This window comes from Paenisporosarcina sp. NPDC076907 (genome assembly GCF_050269735.1).
Classification (GTDB): domain Bacteria; phylum Bacillota; class Bacilli; order Bacillales_A; family Planococcaceae; genus Paenisporosarcina.
In genome coordinates this window covers 250,233-274,025 of the sequence record NZ_JBNNIX010000001.1, presented here as the reverse complement: position 1 = coordinate 274,025, position 23,793 = coordinate 250,233, and the positions used below count along the sequence as shown (strand labels likewise).

Below are 23,793 nucleotides of genomic sequence, written 5' to 3'. Positions count from 1 at the left end.
ACAAATTGGATTCTTTTTTTCTGCACTTTAAGATTTTTGAATCGTACTCACTATTAAAAAACCAGTCTTAGAAAAGCGAGTTTTCATGCAGGTAACTCTCAAGATCTGAACAGAAAAACATATAGACTAATTATTAAAATTCCAGACTAATTCCCCCTGGGTGGCACCGCGTAATTTATGACTATTTATATAAATGAGGATTTATTCAGCCACCCTTTTAAGAAACCCCTTACCTACAACTTTCAGAAAAAACATATGCAATTGTCGTTTATAATCTGAATTATTTTTTGCACAGGTACCCGTTAACCCAACACTATTAGTAATTCAGGACTTTAATTCATATGTTAACGTAGACAAAATTGAGCCTAAATTAGGAAAGGGATTGTGTATATGGTTTTTTCAGATAAAGACATTGTTTTTAATAGTAAAATCGCGATATTCCTTGCAGCAATGAGCTATCAGACATATCCATTCTTTTTAGAAGGGAAGCTTTTTTTACCAATAGACTTTAAACTTCGATACACCATTCGTGCTTTTGCTGACGTGGAGAATCCTACGGAATTAGTATTTGGTTTTATTGCTGAATCTAAAGAACAAATCGTTATAGCATTTAGAGGATACGCGGCATATCCTACAGATCTTTTAGCATCCTACGACATACTTCAAGTACCTTACCCTTTTGTTAGAAATGGGGGGAAATCGTCACGTGGCTTTACTTGTATTTATCAATCAACAAGAAATAAATTAATAAGCGAATTAAACAAACTGCCTGACTCAAAAAGGCTGTTTATTACCGGTCACAACTACGGAGGAGCTTTGGCCACGTTAGCGGCATTAGATATTGCAGTAAACACCAGATTTAAAAATCCCTATGTTTATACTTATGGCAGTCCGCGTGTTGGAGACCCTGACTTTGCCTTCCGCTTCAACAAAGAGGTCAAAAATAGTGTTCGTGTTGTAAATATTCATGACTCTTTTCCAACTTTCCCAGCAAAGAAATATCCACCTCCTTTTACGGAGAAAGGATTAGTTTATCAACATGTTGATACAAAATTCCCCATCTCATTTCAGTTAAATAATACGACCCGTAATGATGCGATTGGCTGTTATTTTAAATACCTCAGTAAAATGAATCCTGTTTTTTCTAAATCATTATGTTTCGAAAATCCAGGTTTTTGTCCAAATACAGAAATGTGTTTTCCTTTTCGAGGAAATTGTTAGCGTTTGAGGTTTTGAATAAAAGAAAGGAGCTGCAAAATGAATTCAACAAAGAATATTTTTAATACGAAAGATGCGATATTGCTTTCGGTCATGATTCACCAGTCCTATCAACTTTTTGAAAATGGAAAGCTGATCTTACCAAAAGGCTATAGTCTCCGATATACCATTCGCGCGCTTGCTGGTGTTGAGGAGCCAGAGTCGGAAGTATTTGGTTTTATTGCAGAGTCACAAGAAACAATTATTGTAGCTTTTAGAGGAACGCGGACATTTAAGGATAATGAGTCGGATCAAGACTTATATCAAGTACCTTATCCTTTTGTCAGAAATGCAGGAAAAACGCATCGCGGATTTACATGTATTTATCAATCGACAAGAAATGAATTTATCAGAGAATTAAACAAGCTTTCTCCAACAAAACAACTGTTAATTGCTGGCCACAGTTTAGGAGGAGGTTTAGCAGTATTAGCTGCTTTGGATATTGCGGTGAACACCGGGTTTAAAAATCCTTCCGTGTATACATATGGCAGTCCGCGTGCAGGAGACCCGATCTTTGCTTCCACGTTCGACCAAAGGGTAAAGAATAGTGATCGCATTTACAATATCCACGACATTATCCCGACTTTACCGGATCAAGCGTATCCGCCTCCTTTTACACAGAAAGGATTATACTATCAGCATGTTAACAGGAAGTATGCCCTCTCTTTTCAGCTGAATAGTGTAGCAGTACGGAACCATGAGATTGTCTGCTATTTTAAAAACCTAAGCCAACAGAATCCTAGTTTTACTAAAGCTTTATGTGCTAATAATCCGGGTTATTGTCCCGATACGGGATTATGTGTTCCGTTTATTGGAAAATGCGGTGAGTAGCTCCACAAATAATTAAGTTTTTGAAAAAAATAAGAAGCAAAGGCAGCATCAAACTGCTTTTGCTTCTTAATTTTCCGATTGGACAGAAAGAGCCGGCCACCCTGTAAAGGCAGCTAGCTCTTGGAAAACTTACTATATTTATTGTTTATTTCCGAAAATAAACTCTTCTTTTTGCTGTCTAATCTTAATCATTTTATCCAAGCAATTGTTACTAAAAGAGCGATAAGGTACTCAGCTTACATAAAAACTTATACTCACCCTCATCTTATTTTCTCATTTATAATTCTTCATTCTCTAACGAATTATTAGCCGGTGCAAACCAACCGAGTAGAGCAATACCAATTAATACTCCATAGAAAATCAGAGTCCAAATGGTACTGTGGGGAAAATCATGGTCTAGAACACCAATATCATCATGGGCAAGAGTAATTACAGCAAGCTTGACACCGACCCAAGCCACAATTGCATATGCCGTAGTTTCCAATGCTGGTCGTTGATCGAGTAGCTGGACAAACCAGGTTGCTGCATACTTAATCAGGATAAGACCCGCAATCCCTCCAAGAAGCACAACAATAAACTTTCCTCCATCCATGCCGCCAAAATCATCGAGTGGTGAATCCGGAAGACCAAGGGCTATAGCTACCGCTGCTAAAATCGAATCAATTGCAAAAGCAAGATCAGCTAAACCAATCTTCCCTACTGTGGGCCAGAACCCTTTCCCTGCAGATTCTTCTTTAACTTCCTCGCGAATATTCTCATTTTCTTTCCCGAACTTGGCCTGAATAACATGCTTTAAGCCCAAGTAAAGAAGATAAGCTGCTCCTATCGCCTGTACTTGCCAGACGTTTGCGATAAAAGAAATGGCAAAAAGTGCAGCAAATCGGAAAAAGAAGGCCATGATAATGCCGTAGTTTATCGCTCTTTTTTTCTGATCTTCGGGTAAATGCTTAGCAATTACTGCTAGGACAAGTGCATTGTCAGCCGACAACAAACCTTCTAATCCGATTAGAATTAATAACGCCCAAGCATATTCAATCCAGATAGACTCCATAAATAACTCTCCATTCTAAAACTTGAATTGTGATGTAATAATTTCGCTAAAAATACTATTACCCTTACCATCTAAAGATAATCTTATGTTGGCGATTCATTGTTGTCCAACGATAAGAACCATCTTTTATAGACAAGTTTAAGGACTGGTTCCTATAAAAGGTACCAGTCCTTTTTTAATTGCTAATAGTTCGGATCGACTATTCGAAGAAACTTTCTAGAAATCAGTTCGTTCTGGTTCAATTAATTACGAGGGTTCCAAGAATTTTATTTTTAAATAGCCAACAGATAGAGTGTAATCAAAAAAGTGGTGATTCCTGATTTTTTTATTAGATTTGCGTTTACAGGACATACAAGACGAATAGTATCCAAGTTTCTCACCTCAATTAACATACTAAGTAAGTCAAAAATTTTGATTAGTTAAATCCAAGGTGTGTGTGATGAATTTGAATAAGATAATCTCTTTGCTTTAGCCCTTTGAGTGGACTTAATTAAGAAGTCGATAAATCGGATCAAAAAAATGTTTTCCCAAGATTTTCGTTGAATTTCCACGTTAATGACTCTCCTTTAAATCGCATTTTTGTTTTTCCTTTATCTAACTTTTAAAGGGATCCGTTGCCGTTTATGAAATGGAAACGTAGCAAAAGTTCCAGCGACTCCACTGATGACTAAAAATGAAAGGATAGCGATAGGTAGTGGTCTCTTTTTCAAACGTGTTTGATTCATGTAGAACCTCCTTGGATTAGAGCTTGCACCTTAAGTGTAGTGGATGAATATGGAGAGGATGTTAATGATGTATTAAGACATTGTTTAGAAAATGGATTTTTTTATGAAATTATGAACTTGAACTTGAACTTGAAAAAGAGAAACTTAATTTACGGCCAATTAGATGTATAACCCATGAACCATAAGTAAACGGTTGACGTCATATTAGGAAATTTTAAATTTGAGGAGGGAAAATCGTTGAAGCGAAAAAAGTGGTTAAGGAATTTATTCCTCTTTGTCATTGCACTGATCTTGTTCATGTTTTTCAACAATAGCTCGTACTTCACGAAAGAACGACAGACTGAGCCCTTCCTTCTTGCCCATCGGGGTCTTGGCCAAACGTTTAGCATGGAAGGAATCGAAGGGGATACATGTACGGCGGAGCGAATATACGAACCAGATCACCCTTATCTTGAAAATACAATACCATCGATGCAAGCAGCATTTGATGCCGGTTCCGATATGGTCGAGCTGGACATCAAGCCAACAAAAGATGGACAATTCGCCGTGTTTCACGACGGGACTTTGGAATGCCGCACCAACGCCAAAGGAATGGCCAGCGATTATACAATGGACGAGCTGAGGAAAATGGATATTGGCTATGGCTATACAGCCGATAACGGCAAAACCTACCCCTTCCGTGGAAAAGGTGTCGGTCTCATGCCTACCTTGGATGAAGTGTTGACTCATTTTCCAAATCAATTGTTTTTGATTCATATTAAAAGCAATGATCCAGAAGAAGGTGAACAACTAGCTGATTTCCTTTCCCATCTCCCTGAAGATCGACTCGAGCAGTTGACGGTCTATGGTGGCGATGAACCCATTGCCTCTTTGCAAAAACGTATGCCACACTTGCGTGTCATGTCAAAAGAAACTTTAAAAAGTTGTGTTCTACCATATATAGGTGTTGGCTGGACTGGCATAATGCCTAATGCGTGTAAACATTCACAGATTCATATCCCTGAAAATTATGCTCCGTGGATATGGGGCTGGCCTAACAAATTCCTAAACCGTATGGACAAGGTAGATACGAGAGTCATTGTAGTGGCAGGTGACGGAGGTTGGTCGGAAGGATTTGATTCGAAAGAAGACTTGAACAGGTTGCCTCTTAATTACTCTGGAGGGATTTGGACTAATCGAGTTGATTTGATTGCACCGAGCGTGAAATGATAGCCTTGTTAAATTAGGAAATTTCATGTTATGGATTTAGGTTTTTGGGGGATCAATGGACGTTTATTGGCTGCACCATAACTCAAGGGAGTAAAAGAGCGAATGGGTTCGTCACTCTCCTTCAACCTACTGTATTGGTTTTTTATTTTGGTCTACTAAAGAATAAAGAATTGACCTTCCTATAGAAAGAGTAAGCAGCCGAAGATGCAATTTCGGCTGCTTGTGTAGACCTAATCTCACAATAACAGAAAAATAGAATGCTATAATTCTTAATAATTAAAGAGATTTATGGAGGAGACTCTTATTATGCCCATCTACAACAAACTAGTTCGAGACGGAATCCCTTCTATCATTAAAGCAAAAAACCAAAAATTCAGGATGAATATCCTGGACACAGATCAACATGCCATTGAGATTATGAATAAATTGGTTGAGGAGTTGACGGAGTACCAGGAAGCTCCTACTAATGAAGATGCTGTTGAAGAACTAGCAGATTTATTGGAGCTAATTTATGCTGTGTTGCCACTCCATGGTTCTAGTATAGAGGAATTAGAGAAAGTGCGTTTGGCTAAGCGAGAGAAGCGTGGTGGGTTTGATAAAGGCTTCTACTTGATTGAAGTTGAAGACAAATAAAATCCTTGGGATGGTTATCATTCCAAGGATTTTATTATGAAGGAGCCCAGCCCTATTCAAAGGCGTTTAGTTCTTCGTAATTCATGTAGTTTTACAAACCGGGTAAAGTAATAGTTTTCGAATTAATAGTTTCGGGTACCCAATATTAACTTACCACTTAATCGCACTCTTATCTTTCCTCGTAGCCTGACGAATTCCTTCATAACTTACTTACCTCCAAAGAATGGTGTTATAAGCAGTAAGATTCATCGATTGTTAGTCAATTCAAATTCATGTAAATATATTGTTTTTTGTTGGCTTTACAACTCTTAGCCTTTTCAATTTCAATTTGAAAAGGCTCGAGAATCAGTTCGGTTAAAACACAATCATATAAAACGATTAACTGAACTTCGGATTTTTTTATAAGGACTTTTTCTCAATTTAAATCTTTTCTGTTATATCGGATGCATTAATTCAAAAATATTTTTAAAAAGGATGTATTGGCAAGTGACATTATTAAATGAAATTTCATACATATTTTACTTGCCAAATACAATGTGACTTTTCAAAAAGACATACCTGGAGTATTCATATTGAAACATCAAGTATTACACCCATTCTTCTCTACCTTTTAAAAGAAGCGGGGCTATTAGTGAAGAATAAAATGTATTTGAATAATACTTGGTACCCTCTAAAGTCACCTTCAGTAAGTAAATACCTAATGGCATACATTAAACCCAACTTCAAAAATATAAATAATACAATCACAGGAAACATACATTAGAAAAATAATGAAATGGAGTGAGTTTATTTGGCTGAAGATCAATCTATCTGGGAAATCATACTTCCTTACGATTATGTTAGCTCAAGTCTTGACATGGGGTTATATCTAGCGCACCCAAACAAAATGAAGCCATCCTTTGTTCCACATCCTAGTGAAATTACTTTATCTAGTTTTATTAATTTGCAAAAAGAGAAGGATTATCTTTTTGTTATGAATGAATTAAAGTTCATTAATGAATTTGGAAAAAAAAAATCATCTCTATTCCGGAAAAAATGGATGTTGTTGCGTTTGCTTTTAGATGGTTTGATTTAGGTCTCCAAGGCGGTGATTATGTTTATCAACCAACAATATTCCAGTCAAGATATAAGCTTGTTACATTTTGTACCTATAGTATGAATTCGGATGGTTTAGCAAATCTTAGAATTTTGACCGTTAATTTAGATGAAAACACGATACATGATCAGTGGTGGGATGATGAGTGGACCGAGGCACTTGAAAAGAAAATACCTGCTGTATTTAATCATTTAGAATGGGGAGAAAATAACTTACAGATATATCTTAATGCCTCAAGAGACGAATTGATTGCAAATTCCTCTTTTAACCAAATAGATGTTGTTATTCACTTCATATGGAATGAAAGTAGTTGGTTTTTAAAATCAATAAGTCTAGAACCTTTAGATACCTATATAAATAGAGTTGGATTCATAATAGAAAAGCTATAGAAAAAAGAAATAAAGTATTTACATTTACGTCCAAAATAGTTTACCGAAAAATATTTTCAACACGCTTCTGCTCAGGCGACCCAGAGTGGTACAGTCGATCTGAAGCTACTTACCCATCGGTTGTTATCGGTTATTAAACAATGGCCTCTTGTTGCCTCAAAATCGCTTTTTCTCAATTTGATAGATTTCACGCACTTCACTTACATATAAAATGGATAACACTCCAAAAGCCAGTCTTGGATCTGCGCCGCACTTAAATGCGGGTACTCTTCTAACCATGAGACAATCCAATCCCGAAAAGGATCAAGTTTCTTCGCTTTCCGATGAGAATTCCCTAAGTACTCTCGAGCTTCTTCAAATCTCATTTCTAAATATTTATAGACACTAAGCCCGGCCATGATGAAGATGTACGAAAATGCAGAGTATCAGGAACTGAATGAGCGAATTAAACGGGCATTGACTACTCTAGACTCCCATAAATAAATCACAATTGAATAACCTTCAATCGAGTAGGAAGGAAGTATTACTTCGTCCTCTCACCTAACGGTTCGTAACGTTCGGTGAGAGGACGTTCAAAACTCCTGTCAGTCCTTATCGTAAGGATTAACCTAATTTTGTACAAAGGAAGGAAAGGTCTTTTATAATGAATGAAGTCAGATGGTAACCCTTCCAAATCCACTAGAAAAGGGCTATGGTCATAATTAAAGGGAAAACGTTACTTATTTATTTTTTAATCTCTTTGATCGTTGTAATTCAAACAATTTCTTTCTTACCACATCTACGTGGCGTTTCAATCTGTTACTTGCAATGGGCAGTACTTCATATGGTGTAAGATGAGCAAACTCCACAAATATTAGATCATTTAGTAGTTTCATATCTTCATCTGACCAATTCAGTTCTTGGTCTAACTTAATGGCATAAAATTCCTCTTTTAAATTTTCCGAAACCTTATTACTCCAATATGATTGACAAGCAGTGGCTGAAATCCCAATTTCTTTGGATACATCTTCTGTAATGGATCTTAACGTTCGTCCCTCACGAGTTCCATCTAATATCGATGAAATAAGAAGATTTTCTTTCGCTAAATCCCAATTATTAGGATTAGCTGTATTATTTATGACTAATTCTTTTTCGTTTTTGATTTTTTTCTCTTTGTTATTTCTATCATCTTTATCACTCATCTTTACATCATTTTCATTATTTAACAACTTTTCATTCCCAAAAAATTGTATTAAAGCTTCTTCTAAGACCATCGATTTACTTATCATATTCTCTTCAGAGTAATTATCAATTTGTTTAAGTATTTTATTATTTAATCTAAAAGTTACCTCTAAATTAAGATCATTTTCTATTGCTTTACTACTTTTTTCAGCTTTCCATTCTAATAGCATTTGACGTAATAATTTTGTTTCTTCTACATCAAATACTTGTTGATTCTTGCTATTATTTTCTTTGTGCTCATCGTTCATAATCACATCATTTTCATTTTCACCTTTAGACAAAGAAGTTGTTGCATCACTTGATATATTATCATTCTTAAGTTCATTGTTATTTATTTTTGCATTAATTTGATTCATTACTGAATGATGTTGAATTTCTTTAGTTAGAGCAGAAGTGTTTACCCCTCTTTGTTCTAACTCAGTGAGTGTTTGTCTCCCTTCTTTTAAATCTTCAGACACTTCTTTTAGTAATTCGTTTCTATCTTTTTTTGTCCATAACTTAAAGAAGCCATCATATTTGTACCCTTTACTTTTTAATAGAAGTCTTAACTCTGAATTTTTTATGCCAAATGTGTCTACTACCTTCACAAACGAATTCTCTTTATTAAGAAAACTTATTATCTCCTCAATATTTATCTCTTTTTTAGAATTGTCATTTTTTTTTGTATTCTTTAAGTCTTTTTCAGTTTTGTTATTATTAATCCATTTTTTCATTTCCTTGTTATAAAGGTATCCCTCGTATTCTAATCTAGCCTGTAAATTTGTAACAAATGGCACTCTCAATTTTCTGTTTATTACAAATTCATTAGATACATCATACAGTGATTCTCCTTTATTCAACCTATTTACTATCTTTTCTAAATATTCTACATCTTTTATAACTTTCTCTAATGGAGTATGTTGTTTATATGAAACATTTTGGAGTATATCCGTCGTATGTTTAAGTATATTTTCATTTTTTATCATTTCATCATTTTTGGTCTGGATATTAGTTATACTATTTTGATTTTCGATTTGATGGTCACGTTTTAGGTATTCCAAATCTCTAAATTGGATAAAATTGCCGTTCTGATTACTTAATTCCGCTAATAATTTTAATCCAAATTCACTAAATAACATTTCAAACTGCGTTGCATTAAGAGAAGGAATTGCAAGATTTATTTTTCTTGTAATTTCTTTATTAAGCTGTAAAAAATGTTTGTTCAATATAAATTTATTTGAAGATAGACTAAAAAAGTAGTTCGAATTTATTCCTAATATAGTATTAACTTGAAGACTAGTATAAAATTTTGTCCCACTAGTTATAATATGTTCCAGTGTTCCTGTATCTAAATCTCTTACAATTGTAATTCCTTCAATATATGTCTCGATTTTCGAAGCTTCTACTTTCGATTCTAAGGTCCACACCTTTCGAAAGTTAGCTTCTTTAAGCGTTTCTTTTAACTCATTTATTTCAATTTTTAATTGATCTGCCACATCTTCAATACTTTTCTTCTTGGAATTAAGTAAATTTACAATCTTTAATACATCCGATTGTATTAAGGATTGATTATTAGCATTATAAAAAGAAGTCCAACGTTTTTTATAGTTATACCTTATTAATGTTTCTATCAAAGTATTTATTGATACATTATATTGATCGGCCAAATCATACAAATTACTTCCGTAGAATAATTTGAACGGAACAGTACTTATTTGTTCAGCTGAAATATACTCTCCTACTACTTCTTCAGACTGGTTTTCTTTTAACCATTTATTGGAATTAAAATCAAGATAGTAGTTTTCTTTTTTAAGATAATTTTTTATTATACCGGGTTCTACTTTATACAAACTGGATAACTGTTCAAGACTGTCTCCACCATTTAGTTTAGTTACAATATCATGAAGTTTGTCTACTACAAGAAACTCTCGATCCTTAAGATGAGAATTCACAATATCTAGGATATCCATTCAAGTTACATCCTTCTCTAATTATTTCTATTGTTTAAATGCCTAAAAGGATAGCATATCTGCTATACCTCTTAAATTTCTGTCTTTATCATTCACTTCATCTTCCATACTCATAATAAAATCAAATAACGAAGTTAATGCAACCTTGGGATTATCAGTCACAAGGTTATAAAGTATCTCAAAACCACCTGCTGCATATTCTTCAAAAATTTGCATCTTTTTATCAAACGAATCTGGATCATCCTTAAGAATGGAGATATCTTCCGTTTCTACTAACGCTATTGCATTAATTATAGTCTCATCTGTATCTAATGTGAAAACACTCCAAGGAATTCCTTCTGCAGAACTTGAGAATTTCATTCTTTTTTGTTCCATAAACCCAATGGCCCCAGAAGTCATAAATACATCTTTGTATGTTGAAAAAACCCCAAATTCTTCCGAATCTATGAGTGTTTTATAACCGTCCTCTTGATTCTTAGGTCGTTTAATTCTTCTATTAGACATTTGTACTAACCACCTCTACAACTTCGGTATATTCATAAGGTCTTACTTTATTTTGTCGTGGATCATTGTAAAGGAGTTTATATTCTTTTCCAATATAATCCTTTAAATGCTCACTTACTTCTCCTTTCCATTGAGAGGAAGACACTATTACAACAACTTGATCAGCGAGTTTATAAATTCCATTTGCAATTCTTTCTCTATGATCCGAATCGAGAGCTCCAAATGGAGAATCCATTACGAGAGGATATATACCGCCTTCATCAAAATCAACTTTTTGATCTTTATAGTGTTCTCGTGCAATGTCAACTATTGCCCCTATGAAAGATAGGCTAGTAATCTGTCTTTCTCCTTGGGACATTCCAACAATATTTTTGTTTTCGTTTAAGACATTCAATTCATAGTTATCTGCAAGCTGAACGTCATAACCTTTTCTTAAAAACTGAGAGTAAACTTTAGTTATTCTCTCTTGCAATTGTGATTTAACAAGCTTTTCCCGTACTTTTAGGATCTCTTGCATCACAATCTCGAGCTGCTGCAATGCATCCATGCGTTTTTGGGTCAATAATCCTTTTTCTTCAAGTATTTGATACTTTTTCTGTTCAGTAGTTTTTTCTTTGATATTTTTTAGGACGGTCTCTAAATCATTTTCTATAACACCTAATCGCCTTTCAACCAAACTTTTTTGATTTACTAGTGCCACTCTTTTATTTTCTAATTCAACAATTTCTTCAGTCTCTTTACCAGTTAGCTTTGAGCTTATTTCGTCAAGTTCTTCTGACAACATATTTACCTTTTGTATTTCAGTAATTTCATTTTTCTTCAATTTTTTTAATTCAGAAATAAGATTTATCTTTCGTTCTTTAATGACTTTTAAATTGCCTATCATATCATAAATATTATTTTGGTAGGTGTTAAGATTTAAACTATCTTTTAGGAGTTTTAGTTGTTCTAAATGTATGGAATTTGATGTTAGGGAACTCCCACAGATACATTGACCTTTAGAAATGATTTCCTCTATAAATACACTACTAACACCTGTAAATACATCTACGGCACTATTGTTTTTTTTGATAATTGTATCCGCTTTTTGAGTGGCTGAGTAGCTAAATGCAAGATAACCGATTTTACTCATTTTTTCTTTGAGATTTTTTCTTATTTCTTTAATCGTTTGTTTAATCTCAAGCAGCTCTGTTTGTTTATTGTCTCTTTGAGATTGTAATTGTTTTGCTCCTTCTATTTGCTTTAACCGGGTTTCAACTTCAATTATTTGTTTATCTAATGCACTTAAGTTACTTTTTTGAAGAATTTCTTGTTCTTTTAATTCTTCGCGGTTTCCTTCTAATTTATCAAGCTCTTCAATGATGTTAATAATTAGAGAATTACCAAACTTCTTTAGCTCACTTCTAAATCTAATCCTAGCTTTCTCTGTATGTGTAATGGCTCTCTCAAGTATTTCAAGACCCATAATATTTTTGATTGCTTTTTTTATATCTTCTGTTCCACTTTCTTTTGATAAGTTATCTATTCTTTCTCCATCGAAAAAGAAATAAGTTCTTAAATCTTCAGGAAGTATTCTATTTAATTCAACAGTAGGATTATTTACTGTTCTAAATAATCCACCTTTTTCTATATAATTTACTTGAACTTCTGGTTCAAAATATGTAACTTCACCATGTAAGGATTTTTTCGCTCTAATCTTTCGAGTTACAGTATATTCTTTTCCACTATCAATAAAATTAATCGTAACTGAACCTTCTACTTCTTCTATTGCTATTGCAATTGCATGCTCATTTATGATATCTTTCTCATTTGGAAGATTATGCAATCCATACAAACACCAACTAAATGCATTTAGAAGAGCCGTTTTACCAGATCCATTTTCACCGTGTATAACCGTAACATTTCTATTAGCCGATCTAGAGAATTCAATCGTTTGTTCTTGATAATATTGTCTGAAATTTTTTAATTTAATGTATTGAATTAACATTATTCATTAATCCTCTCTTTTACAATGTTAACAATATCGTTAATAATTGTAGTCCCTTGTAAATTTTTCAGATGTAAGACTTCTTTTTCTGCTTGTAGTATTTCTTTCAATATTAAAGCGCTAGAATCAGGTAACTCAGCTAATAAAGATTCTATTTTCTCTCTCTCCATGCGCATACAAAACTCCTCCTTAAATTTTCTCTATATGTCTAATAAATTATAAGCATGCTTTATTTGATCTAATTTTTGGTGAGCTAGCGGACCATTTATAGCTAGACTAGCAAACTCACTAAATCTATTTAATTCTCGTTTTATCATATTTCTTTCAGTATTAAATAAAGTTTGTTCAATATATTTTATATCCTCTAAGTTTCTAGGTATCACAATAAAATCATGTATATAGGAGTATTTCTTGTTTGGATGTTTTCTTAGAACTCTTCCTCTTCGTTGAATGAATTCTCTTGGATTTGAACTACTTGCTAATATAAAAGCTCTTTGTGTTGCCGGGACATCTACACCTTCATCCAGACATTTAATGGCTACAAGAGTCTGCAACTCACCTGACTCAAATTTTTCTAACAAATTCTTTCTGGTTTTCCCATCTTCACGTGAAGTAAATGTATGCACTTTCATATTTAAATCTGTGCCAAGTAATTTTACAACAGTATCTAATTGCTTCTTACCATCTACATTACTATCACCACAATAAACGATATTATGACTATCATCTTTATGCTCCAGCATAATTTCTTTTAATTTTCCGATCTTATTTCTAGCATGATTAATAACTCGTGCACGCTCAATTAATAAACCTTCAATTGATTTATTATCATCTCTGGAAGTATCTTCTTTTGGATACATTTTCATTATTTTTCTTGTAATTTCAAAATACTTCTCACTCTCATCTTCCTCTAATACGATTATGTGAGGATAATAATAATATTCAGTAAGAAATTGTCCTATTGCTTGATTTAATCCAAACTCAAATACAACTTTCCCCCCAAAATAGTTAATTAATTCTGAAGTACCTTCCTCATCAAACCATCGATTTGGGGTTGCAGACAATGCAAGCCTATAGGGGAAATTTTCATTTAAATGCTTCCTGCTTTTTGCAGCACCTAAATGATGTGCTTCATCAGCCACAAAAACAATGTCTCCCTTAAAGGAACTAATTATTTTTTGCATTGTAGCAGTGGCATACGTGGCATTAGTTGTAATTAAACAAAAGTGATTAACTACTCCACTATTAAATGCCGAAACATAATTAGCTAGATCATCTTCCCATAATTTCCTTGAACGGTAAGCAACAATCGGAGACATATTAAATAGAATTATATCTTTAACCCACTGGTCAACTAAATGTGTATAGGGACAGACTATAATCACAGCAATGCGTTTAGTTACCTCTCCTAATTTTGCTATAGCTGATAGAGCTGTAATTGTTTTTCCAGTACCCGTTGCCATTTCTAATAGGCCTTGACAATCGTTACGAAACCAACTCTTAATTGCATTTTGTTGATATAATCTAATCTGGAAATGAGGTGGAATCAATGGGTAATATTCTTTAATTTCTTCTTTATTTTCTTCTATATAACTTACCTCCGGATCTGAAATAATACTGGCATCTTTTTTATGCGGAATTTTCTTTTCCAAAGGGACCGAACTCCTTTTAAACCTCTTTTATCATAAATAAAACCACTTCAAGCTAAACGATTTGAACAAGCAAACTTTTCTATTAACTTACTTTCTATTGTAGATTAGTTCATTATTAATTTATATATATTGGAAATAAAAAAAAGACCCATCCTTTAATAGGACAAGCCAACCAAGATATGTTTTTATTTTCTACTATTATTTCATCACTTTAATAAAGATTTTAGCTTCCTTTATTTTCCCAGAGATTCCTGCTTCACTCATCTCTGCTAAAAAAACATTTGCTTCTCGACGGGAGTTAAATCGTGTGGCTAGTTCTAATACTCCATCCAAAACTTTCCCTTCAAAAACTTCATCTTCCACTACATATAAATCTTCTAATGTTTCAATCACATATACCGTTTCTAATTCTTCCATTTCAGATTCTCCTTTTGAGTTCTTAAATACTTCTCAGAGATATTGTAATAACTAATATCATATTTTTATAGATAGAAAATGATCGTTCTCAATAAAACTTAGTAGTTTATAAAGGCGCAAGTGAACGACTGAAAGTATTTCTCAGACGTCTCTCCCTTTATATATATTTATACATATATTCCACATAAGTCTTCCATAAGTCATTAACTATAGTTCATTAAAAATATTTAAGTCTTCATTTTCAATAGTTGGAGATAATGAAAATCTAATCGTATTTCTCACTTGATCAATGGACAAACCAATTGCATCGAGTACATGTGAAGGTTTACTTGAGCTACATGCAGAACCTGTAGAGGCGGCTATGAAAGGAGCTAACTTTTTTACTAATATTTCATTATTTATCCCTTTAAATTGAACGCTTAATATTCCTGGAATCTTATGCTCATTATCATGATTAAATATTAGCATATCCTTAAATTTACCATTCAGTATAGTAGTTAAATACCCCTCTAAAACACATAATTTCTTAATATTGTTTGAGAGGTTCGTTTGCGCCATTTCTCCAGCTTTGCCCATACCGACAATATTATGAACTGCTGATGTACCACTTCGATAACCCTCTTCTTGACCCCCTCCATGCATTAGGGGGGTAATTTTTGCTAATATGTCATAACGATCTTTACGTATGAAAGCTGCTCCAATTCCTTTAGGTCCATGAAATTTATGAGCCGAACATGACAAGAACTTAATGCCAGGAAACTCTATTAAATCGATTCCAACTTTACTAACTACTTGCGTTGCATCTGTATGCAAAAAAACTTCTCTTTCAAGGCAAATTTCAGAGATTGCTTTCATATCATTTAAAGATCCCAACTCATTATTACCCCAAATAATCGAAACCAATATAGTTTCATCAGTAATGCTCGAGGATAGTTCACTCAAATCCACTCTTCCGAAGTTATCTACATTTAAATATGTAACTTCAAATCCTTTTGTTTCTAAGAATTTACAAGTTTCTAAAACGGAAGGATGTTCTACCTTAGTGGTAATAATATGATTACCGTTTTTAGAGTAATAATCTGCAACTCCTTTAATAATCATATTATTACTTTCAGTTGACCCACTAGTAAATATAATTTCTCGCTCTGTACAACCAAGCAAGGATGAAATAGAATTCCTTGCTTCTTTTACAGCATTTTTAGCATTTTCAGCTACTAAATAATATTTACTAGAAGGGTTTCCGTATTCCTCCATTAAATATGGAAGCATTGCACTTCTTACTTCCGGTAAAATTTGTGTAGTTGCACTATTGTCTAAATAGAGCATTTCATCACCTATTCTTCCAATTTTAATAGATTCAATAATAATTTCTCATAATTCCCTGCATGCTTATATTCATTTTCAAGGAGGATGATTCCTCGTTCTAAATGAGCATTAAACAAATCGGGAAAGTATTCTTCGTCAGATATACTTGATTGGGCATGTTGTCTAATAATCGCTTTAAATAGGTAATCATTTTCTCCCGTTAAAGCATTACGATGAATATCAACCCCTGCTTTATCTTCTACTTTTGGAGGTTGAGCAGGATTTTTCACCGATAGTGCTATAGCAATCCGGGCCAAAACGTTCCATGTTAGGTTTGTGCTACTCTGAAGAGAATTTAGCAATTCTCCGGTATGTTTAGATGTTTTAAGTCGAAAATTCATATTTTCACCTCATTTTTAATGACAGGAAAATAATAATTCTTAATATGGGTTTCTTTGTTAATAACGTCAAAATCTAATATATATTCTTTAGAGATATGATTTTTCAACATTTTATAATGTACCTCATCTATTTCAGTATCAGTGGATAAGATAATTGCCTGTCTACCACAATTCGGGATAAACTCTGTTAACAAAGTTGATTTATGTGTTTTATCCAATCTACCTAATAGAGAATCAAAAATGAAAGGAACTTTTCTTCCCGAACATTTAAAAATAGATCCAATTAGTGAAATTATTAAAATTTCTTTTTCTCCAGCAGATAACGTTGTTTTTTCAATTTCTTCGCTTTGGGAATCAAGCAATACAACGTTATAAGTTTTCGGATCAATTCTAATCGAGTTTATATAATTTTGCTTTCTAAACATTTTTTTCAGCAAAACCGATGCTTCAATTTGAACTTCCTGAAGTTTTTTCTTGAGTTGTAATTCTCTAAATCTTTTACTCAATTCTATAATTTTTTGAGATTCTAGATAAGAACTTTTTGTTTTTTCCGTATCTTTAATAACTAATTGATGCTTTTCAATTGATGTGGAAAGATTATTATATTTATTTCTTAAATCCGTTATTTTAGAACCAAGATTCACTATTTTTTGATCTATATTAACTAATTGTATTTGCAGTTTCTCCATATTACTTAGCATAGAATTAAACTCATTGGTGGAATCATTTACTTTTAGTTTTCCACGAAGAACTTGTAGATTTTCAAGCTTTTTTCTATTTTCACTGATCATCGAAGTAATACCGATAGCCTCGGTAGAACAAACAGAATGATACATATTTTCAACTAAACTACTTTCAGAAAATGATGCACCATGAATTTGTCTAATTACTGTTTCAGGTTTAACTAGATCCAATAACGATATTTTTAATTTGGCAGCTATATTTTCATCACTTAGTTTATCAGAAAACAAACTAATCAATCCTTCTAATTTTTCAGGTGATAACTTTTGGTCTAACTGTCTGAATAAATGGTTAGATTCTTCATTAACAATTTGACTTCTTGTTCTAGTTAACAATTGTTTTGATATTAGGAAAGGTAAAAGTGTAGATACGAATTCTTTAATCTTTTCTGTGTTTTGTTTTCTTTCCTGCTCTAATATATTTATTTCTTTTAAGATCTGATCTCTTTGAGCTTTGATTAGTCCACCATGTGTATCAAAGTCTTTTTTAAAAGAGATATATTCCTCAGTGTATTCTTGCTTTTGTTTATTAAGATCCTCTAATAAAGCAGTTACTTTATTAATTTCTTCTTTTAAATGTTTTTCTTCTTCATTTAAACGGAATAATTCCTTTTCAAATGATGTCATTTTGTTAAAATCAAGTGTTTGATTTGAATATGTCATCAAGTCGGTTTCAAGAACCTCAAATAGATCTAAATTAAAAACAACTCTCGATAACTTACTTAAGTATTCAGACAATAAATCCTTATTGACAATTCGTGCTATTTCTTCACCGTCAAATAGGCAGAAATCTAATAGCTGAGGAGGCATTACTTCCTTAAGTTGTGATTGAAATAGATCTTTCTCGGAGTCACTTAAGTGTTTGCCATTTGCAAGAATATCGTACGTTTCTTTAAGAGTCATTTTCTTTATATGCCATGTCCGATATAAAGAGTAGTTAATTTTTTCGAAATTGTTAATTAGAGTGAAATCAAGTTTTATTTTAAAATCATCGCTTTCTTCTTTCTTCGCTTGATGATTCAACATGCTTTTTATTCTTTTAAAATACTCATTACTTTCATTTTTATGCCCAAAGCTATACGCTCCAAACAAGCCTAGTTTAATTGCATTTAACAAGGTAGTTTTACCTGCTCCGTTTTCGCCCCCAATGAGAATGACATTTTTACCGTTCTCTGTGCGAAGGTCAAAGCGGTTGAATCCTTTATATGGCCCAATATTTGTTAACTGAATCTCATTAATAATCATAGTTAAACCTCATTTTTACAAATGTAAGTAGTCTTGTTTCAAAGTCTTGCCGATTTCTTCCATTAAACCTCGTCTTACTTTATAGCCTGCATAGTCTTTTTCAATGGAGATAAGTTTTTTCATAACTTTTAGATCAATTTTGTATTGATCACATAAAAGCTCTAAATCGGATATTTGTTCTTTGTTAAATAGTGGTCGATCGTCTATTTCCCAGTCATAAGAGAGACCTATAATGTTCTCGTAGATAGCAGGTATAGAATCTTCCCAGTTTCCAGTTTTAAACCATATTTTACGTATAGCCTTAAGTTCTTCTACACTGATCAGTTCGTAGTGTGGATCGTCAGGATGTTGGAGATTTTTTTGAGCCATTAATAATTTTTCTAAGATTTCTTTTCTTGTATCTAAATTAAATGGTCCTAGACCTAAAAGTGCATGTTTTATGACAATCTGGCCATCTAGAGATTCTTCTTCATACTGCACAAGAATTTTATGATCATTTTTGTTACTAAGATCTATATTATTATTTGCTACATATGTTTTTAGATCATTTTTCTGAACTATTGTATAGTCATCAACCGGTATATAGTGCTTAGCTCTGCTTGACTTTTTGGGAATCAAAACTTGCTTTTTCCCGTCCTTTTCTTCTATTTTAACTTCTTTAAAATAGACTTGGCCATTCATTCGATATTTCATTCTTTTTGTACGATCATCTCGGATAGAAGCCAACCAGTTTCTGAAGTCTAACAATGGTTTCATCCAATCGTGGCCACTTTGTATAAAACCAGTAAGTGCTTTATCTTCATTTACAACAGTACATACCCAACAGCCAAATCGACTGTTCCCACAAGACCCAGCACTTTCTTTTATAGATTTATCAACGATTAATGGACATTCCCCGCTACTAGAATCTTGATATAATCGATGTAAATCAAAATTGTCGTCTCCCCAAGGTGATGGATGGTTTAATAGGTAATCCCAAACATCATCCAATGCAAACGAACGAATTGGTGCATATACAAATGCATTTGAAAGTGTAGTATGTTTCATAAATAGTTTTCCTTCCACAGTATGGGAACGAATCACATTACCTCTTGTTGTACTTTCATCTTCTCGCACTCCAAGAACCATTACTACTTCTCCAAAAGAAGAAACTTTATCCGTAACAAACTGATTTGCTGGATCTATCTTTAAACGATCAGTACACCATCTAAACTGTTGGTTAGGAGAGGGATAACCTCTACCAATAATATTTACCCAAAAGGATTGATCAACTTTCGGCTTTACTTTATGAGTTTCAAAAGGCAAGTCTCTATTTAAAGCCTCATCTTGAATTCTTCTCAAAGTTTGATTTATTGAATTAATTATTAAAGGTGTCTCTACCAAAGTATCTGAAGAGATGATATATACTTTTTTGTGAAGCTCTTCTTTTTTCATTTCACTCAAAGCCTCAAAAACCAACTGTACAACCACAGTAGAATCTTTCCCACCACTATATCCTACTACCCATGGTCGATCATCCATTTTATACGCTGTTTTTATTTGAGTTTTAGCATCTTGAACGATATTTAATTTATTTGTGAATATGTCGCTAATTAATCCAACGCTCATTTCATTCAACTCCTTTATTAAACTTATCTTCGTTTTGCTTTTCTGTGTCAGTTAGAGGCAAACCTATAAGATTCTTAATTTGAATAGCCGTCAACTGTATTGTCTGGCTTGTTTTTTGTATACGACCATTATGATTAAAAGCACGCCCTAACCATAGAGAGTTATTTGTCCTATGCCAATCTATATTTGATAATTTTTTTATATAAGTAGTCCAATCATCTGAGTGATATTCACGTAGATATTTCCCAACCACTCCTAATGCTTCAACAAAAACCGCATGTCCAACAATATAATTAGCACGTAATTCTCTTGTATTAATCTCTTTTTTCAAAACAGAATTCCATTCAATTATCGAGTTACATAATAAGGACCAAAATTCATACACAAACTCCTCATCTTTAATGGAAATATTCTCACCCTTGTTTTTACCTAGTAATTTCAAATTAGTATTATAGATATGATTCAACGCTAATATTTTTGGGGAATTCTTAGATAGGGAAACCCTTTCCTTATCGGTGTATCTTGTTAATAAAGGAATCTTCGCAATTATATCTTTTGTTATGATGGATAATTTATCACGATGATCATATAAAATCCCAATTGATGAAGTGGTGTTTACCGCATGTCTGTTTAGATCCGAAAATATTTGCTGCGATTTTTTTAACCCATGATCATGAAAAAATACAACAGAAATTGTCTCACTTCCCAACTCTGGAGACAACTTTAATGCTTCCTCAATTGCTGCTCGACGGTGCTGCCCATCATTAATTAAAAATCGAGCGTCCAGAGCAATTCTTAATTGTCCTAAATCCTTTGAATTAGCATCTTGATTAAACGGTGTGAAATAAAGATCACCATCAACAGAAGCTGTAATCGAGGAAAAAACATAATCATTTATATTATCTACAATGTAGTTGGTCATCTCAGGAATTCGAGCCTTGTTCAGAATTCTTTGAGAGCGATGTTCCGGTGGAATCTCATCTTCATCAAATAAAAATATCTTCGGTATAATTCTGAGTGGACACATCGCAACAAAATATTCCTTGCCTGCTTGGATACCTCTAATCGCAGGGAAATTATAACTAAAAGTCGCGTCCAATGTAATACCCTCCATTTACGTACGTAATTTTAATATTATTATAAAACCGTTTCACATAAAATACAAGGAAAAAGACGAACCTTTATTCGTATTGTATGAATAAACTCGCATTAAACTTAACTTCCTTATTATTTACAATCCCCTATGTTAAAATGTAATTAATATGAAATTTCGGAGTTGATAATTGATGACCTTCAACGGAGGTTTTTTAAACTTTTTAGAAGATAGTAGCCCTATAGGAGCTCAAATAGCAAAAAAAATGGAAGAATTAATATTCGAGGATCCAAGTAGTTCAATAATAAAAGCTCGAGTTTTTGCTGAAGAAATTATTTCCCAAGTATTTAAGCATGAAAATATTGAGGTTTTTTATCTTTCATTAAACGATAAAATATCATTCCTTTCTAAAGAAGGTTATTTCAAGAGAGATATCCAAAAATCGTTTGATATTATCCGTTTAGCTGGTAACAAAGCTGCACATGATGGGCAATTTAATGATATTACAGAAGCATTTAAGCTACATAAGGAAATGTACAATATTGGGGTTTGGTTTTATGAGGTCTATTCTCTTGAACAACAATTAAAAATACCTTTATATCAAACACCTCAAATAAAACCAAAAGAAAATATAGAGGACATTGTTAGGAAACAAATTGGAGAACTTATCGGGTTAGTTAATTTTAACCATTTGAAACCTGAAAATTCTTTTAAAACAGACATTACTAAAGTTAAGTCAGATGAAAAAATAGAAACGTCATCTAACATTCTCACAAAGGATTTACAAAATGATCAAAGTTATTTATTAAGGGAACTGACACGTTTAAAGGATTCTTCACAAGAAGCCATTGAGAATGCAAGTCACTTCAGTGCTTTTAAAGACTATATGCACGTTGATCGTAAAATCCAATTGGATCTTGAAAACATCTTAAACACTAGAGATTCAAATTCAGGAAATCTAATTTTATTATGTGGTAGTGTTGGGGATGGAAAATCCCACTTATTAGCCTATCTAAAAGAAAAAAGACCTGATTTAATTAAAGATTACATTATATACAACGATGCTACAGAAAGCTTTTCTCCAAATAAAGACTCAATGGAAACTCTAGAAGAAATATTGAACAATTTTTCTGATGAGAAAATCGAATGTTCTACGGGTAAAATAATTCTCGCAATAAATATGGGTGTATTGCATAACTTTATTTATAGAAATCATAAAAATTATACTTATAAAAAGCTAAAAATATTTATTGAAAATAGTGAACTATTTTCAAACAATATTACTGCAAGTTTTAGTAAGGGAAATATAGATTTATTAAGTTTTAACGATTATCATTCATACGAACTTACTGTAAATGGACCAACATCAACATTTTATTCTGCATTAATTAACAAAGTATTTAGTCCTTCTTTAAACAATCCATTTTATTTAGCTTTACAAGAAGACGAAATTAGAAATCTTAATACAATTGTTCATGAAAATTACAAGTTTATGCAAAACTCATTTGTTCAAGAACAAATCATACAACTTATTATCCAATCGATTATAAAGAAAAAATTAGTAATTTCAGCGAGAGCCTTTCTTAATTTTTTAGCAGATATATTAATACCCGATGTTGTTGTTAATAAAAAGCTTCTAAATGATTTTGAAGTATTAGAACAATCACTGCCAAACCTGTTATTTAATAGAAGAGAGAGATCGATAATATTGGAAGCAATCAGCCAATTAGATCCAATCCACTATAGATCCGTTTATACTGATCAACTCGCAGTAAATTTGAATACGCTAAGTAATTGGACTCCTATTATTAATGAGTATATTCAAGACGAAGTATCAAAAAATTGGATAGATCCAATAATAACGGACAATAATTTAATCAATCATTCTTTTAATATGTTTTTTGAGTTCTTTGTTCGATTAAACTACTTAGTTAATAAGGAATTTTCATTTTCAATTAGTACCCATGATTATAAAGATTACCTTAATAATTTATATTTTTTTAATATTGGCGATTTGCACCATATTAGAAATGTTTATGAAGAAATTAAATCAGCAATTTTCAAATGGAAAGGCAGTCCTAAAAAGGAATATATATATCTTAATAATCCTTCAGAAAAATTTCGATTATCCCAAAAATTAAACTTAAGTCCAACTCTAGACCATCTTTCAAAGAGAACTGAAGAATCAATTGATACCTTCAAGTCATCAATTATCTTAGGTTATAAAAATGGTGAGATTTCAAACAATATATATTTGGAAATTGATTATCCACTATACCAATTGCTTAGGAAGGTTCAAGCAGGATATCGACCAAATAAACAAGATGCTGAGGATGGAATTAAGTTCGTAGAGTTTATCGAAAAAATATATAAATTTGGAGATAAAAAGAAAGAAATGCTCGTTCACTTTCCACAAGATAATAGATTTTACATGGTTAAACGTGGTGATTTTGAATCATTTGTATTTGAAAGGGAGTAAT

The 23,793-nt window shown here is 32.7% G+C and carries 20 protein-coding genes and 1 pseudogene; 7 read left to right on the top strand and 14 right to left on the bottom strand.

The annotated features are described in order from the left end of the window. Positions 1-390 precede the first annotated feature (390 nt). Together ACQKEV_RS01370 and ACQKEV_RS01365 are read left to right on the top strand one after the other, a co-directional pair. Positions 391-1,221 carry a lipase family protein gene (locus ACQKEV_RS01370; protein WP_427442634.1) on the top strand — a complete coding sequence of 277 codons (831 nt, stop codon included), beginning with the start codon at positions 391-393 and terminating at the stop codon, positions 1,219-1,221. 36 nt (positions 1,222-1,257) lie between these two features. Next, positions 1,258-2,088: a lipase family protein gene (locus ACQKEV_RS01365; protein WP_427442632.1), complete on the top strand. Its 831-nt coding sequence runs from the start codon at positions 1,258-1,260 to the stop codon at positions 2,086-2,088. 277 nt (positions 2,089-2,365) lie between these two features. On the opposite strand, the gene ACQKEV_RS01360 is transcribed toward ACQKEV_RS01365, so the two are convergent. Together ACQKEV_RS01360 and ACQKEV_RS01355 are read right to left on the bottom strand one after the other, a co-directional pair. Beyond that, positions 2,366-3,139, bottom strand: a complete 774-nt coding sequence (locus ACQKEV_RS01360; RefSeq protein ID WP_427442630.1) for a TerC family protein — start codon at positions 3,137-3,139, stop codon at positions 2,366-2,368. 590 nt (positions 3,140-3,729) lie between these two features. After that, on the bottom strand, positions 3,730-3,864 hold the full coding sequence (locus ACQKEV_RS01355) for a hypothetical protein (protein ID WP_427442629.1): 135 nt from the start codon (positions 3,862-3,864) through the stop codon (positions 3,730-3,732). A gap of 297 nt (positions 3,865-4,161) precedes the next feature. On the opposite strand from ACQKEV_RS01355, the gene ACQKEV_RS01350 reads away from it, so the two are divergent. From ACQKEV_RS01350 to ACQKEV_RS01335, 4 genes are all read left to right on the top strand, one after another. Continuing rightward, positions 4,162-5,073, top strand: a complete 912-nt coding sequence (locus ACQKEV_RS01350) for a glycerophosphodiester phosphodiesterase family protein (protein ID WP_427444788.1) — start codon at positions 4,162-4,164, stop codon at positions 5,071-5,073. Between the two features lie 306 nt (positions 5,074-5,379). Continuing rightward, positions 5,380-5,706 (top strand): nucleoside triphosphate pyrophosphohydrolase, encoded by a 327-nt coding sequence (locus ACQKEV_RS01345; RefSeq protein WP_427442628.1) that lies wholly within the window; start codon positions 5,380-5,382, stop codon positions 5,704-5,706. A 790-nt stretch (positions 5,707-6,496) separates the two neighbouring features. Further along, complete coding sequence (locus ACQKEV_RS01340) at positions 6,497-6,781, top strand: hypothetical protein (protein WP_427442627.1); 285 nt, start codon at positions 6,497-6,499, stop codon at positions 6,779-6,781. Next, positions 6,742-7,191 carry a hypothetical protein gene (locus tag ACQKEV_RS01335; RefSeq protein ID WP_427442626.1) on the top strand — a complete coding sequence of 150 codons (450 nt, stop codon included), beginning with the start codon at positions 6,742-6,744 and terminating at the stop codon, positions 7,189-7,191. The genes ACQKEV_RS01340 and ACQKEV_RS01335 overlap by 40 nt, the downstream gene beginning before the upstream one ends. Before the next feature lie 139 nt (positions 7,192-7,330). On the opposite strand, the pseudogene ACQKEV_RS01330 reads toward ACQKEV_RS01335, so the two are convergent. The 12 genes and pseudogenes from ACQKEV_RS01330 to dndB form a co-directional block, all read right to left on the bottom strand. Continuing rightward, positions 7,331-7,577: pseudogene (locus ACQKEV_RS01330) on the bottom strand (IS21 family transposase); the annotation flags it as partial. A 333-nt stretch (positions 7,578-7,910) separates the two neighbouring features. Beyond that, a complete protein-coding gene (locus tag ACQKEV_RS01325; protein WP_427442625.1) occupies positions 7,911-10,361 on the bottom strand; it encodes a hypothetical protein in 2,451 nt (816 codons plus the stop codon). A 42-nt stretch (positions 10,362-10,403) separates the two neighbouring features. Beyond that, positions 10,404-10,865: a DNA phosphorothioation-associated protein 4 gene (locus ACQKEV_RS01320; protein WP_427442624.1), complete on the bottom strand. Its 462-nt coding sequence runs from the start codon at positions 10,863-10,865 to the stop codon at positions 10,404-10,406. Next, the gene (locus ACQKEV_RS01315) at positions 10,858-12,852 is read right to left on the bottom strand and encodes an AAA family ATPase (RefSeq protein ID WP_427442623.1); all 1,995 of its coding nucleotides are present in this window, start codon (positions 12,850-12,852) and stop codon (positions 10,858-10,860) included. The genes ACQKEV_RS01320 and ACQKEV_RS01315 overlap by 8 nt, the downstream gene beginning before the upstream one ends. Continuing rightward, positions 12,852-13,028 carry a hypothetical protein gene (locus ACQKEV_RS01310; RefSeq protein WP_427442622.1) on the bottom strand — a complete coding sequence of 59 codons (177 nt, stop codon included), beginning with the start codon at positions 13,026-13,028 and terminating at the stop codon, positions 12,852-12,854. Before ACQKEV_RS01310 ends, ACQKEV_RS01315 begins: the two co-directional genes overlap by 1 nt. Before the next feature lie 24 nt (positions 13,029-13,052). Beyond that, on the bottom strand, positions 13,053-14,504 hold the full coding sequence (locus tag ACQKEV_RS01305; protein WP_427442621.1) for a DEAD/DEAH box helicase family protein: 1,452 nt from the start codon (positions 14,502-14,504) through the stop codon (positions 13,053-13,055). 198 nt (positions 14,505-14,702) lie between these two features. Then, positions 14,703-14,921: a hypothetical protein gene (locus ACQKEV_RS01300; RefSeq protein WP_427442620.1), complete on the bottom strand. Its 219-nt coding sequence runs from the start codon at positions 14,919-14,921 to the stop codon at positions 14,703-14,705. A gap of 207 nt (positions 14,922-15,128) precedes the next feature. After that, positions 15,129-16,247, bottom strand: coding sequence for a cysteine desulfurase family protein (locus ACQKEV_RS01295; protein WP_427442618.1), 1,119 nt, complete (start codon positions 16,245-16,247; stop codon positions 15,129-15,131). An 8-nt stretch (positions 16,248-16,255) separates the two neighbouring features. Continuing rightward, positions 16,256-16,627: a DndE family protein gene (locus ACQKEV_RS01290; RefSeq protein ID WP_269927372.1), complete on the bottom strand. Its 372-nt coding sequence runs from the start codon at positions 16,625-16,627 to the stop codon at positions 16,256-16,258. Next, positions 16,624-18,612, bottom strand: a complete 1,989-nt coding sequence (gene dndD, locus ACQKEV_RS01285; protein ID WP_427442616.1) for a DNA sulfur modification protein DndD — start codon at positions 18,610-18,612, stop codon at positions 16,624-16,626. The genes ACQKEV_RS01290 and dndD overlap by 4 nt, the downstream gene beginning before the upstream one ends. Positions 18,613-18,627: 15 nt before the next feature. Further along, positions 18,628-20,220 carry a DNA phosphorothioation system sulfurtransferase DndC gene (gene dndC / locus ACQKEV_RS01280; RefSeq protein ID WP_427442614.1) on the bottom strand — a complete coding sequence of 531 codons (1,593 nt, stop codon included), beginning with the start codon at positions 20,218-20,220 and terminating at the stop codon, positions 18,628-18,630. A gap of 1 nt (position 20,221) precedes the next feature. Then, entirely contained in the window at positions 20,222-21,319 is a 1,098-nt protein-coding gene (gene dndB, locus ACQKEV_RS01275; RefSeq protein ID WP_427442612.1) for a DNA sulfur modification protein DndB, read from the bottom strand. Between the two features lie 187 nt (positions 21,320-21,506). Here dndB and dptF point away from each other — a divergent pair, with 187 nt between their 5' ends. After that, positions 21,507-23,792, top strand: a complete 2,286-nt coding sequence (gene dptF / locus ACQKEV_RS01270) for a DNA phosphorothioation-dependent restriction protein DptF (RefSeq protein ID WP_427442610.1) — start codon at positions 21,507-21,509, stop codon at positions 23,790-23,792. The last annotated feature ends 1 nt before the right edge of the window (position 23,793 follow it).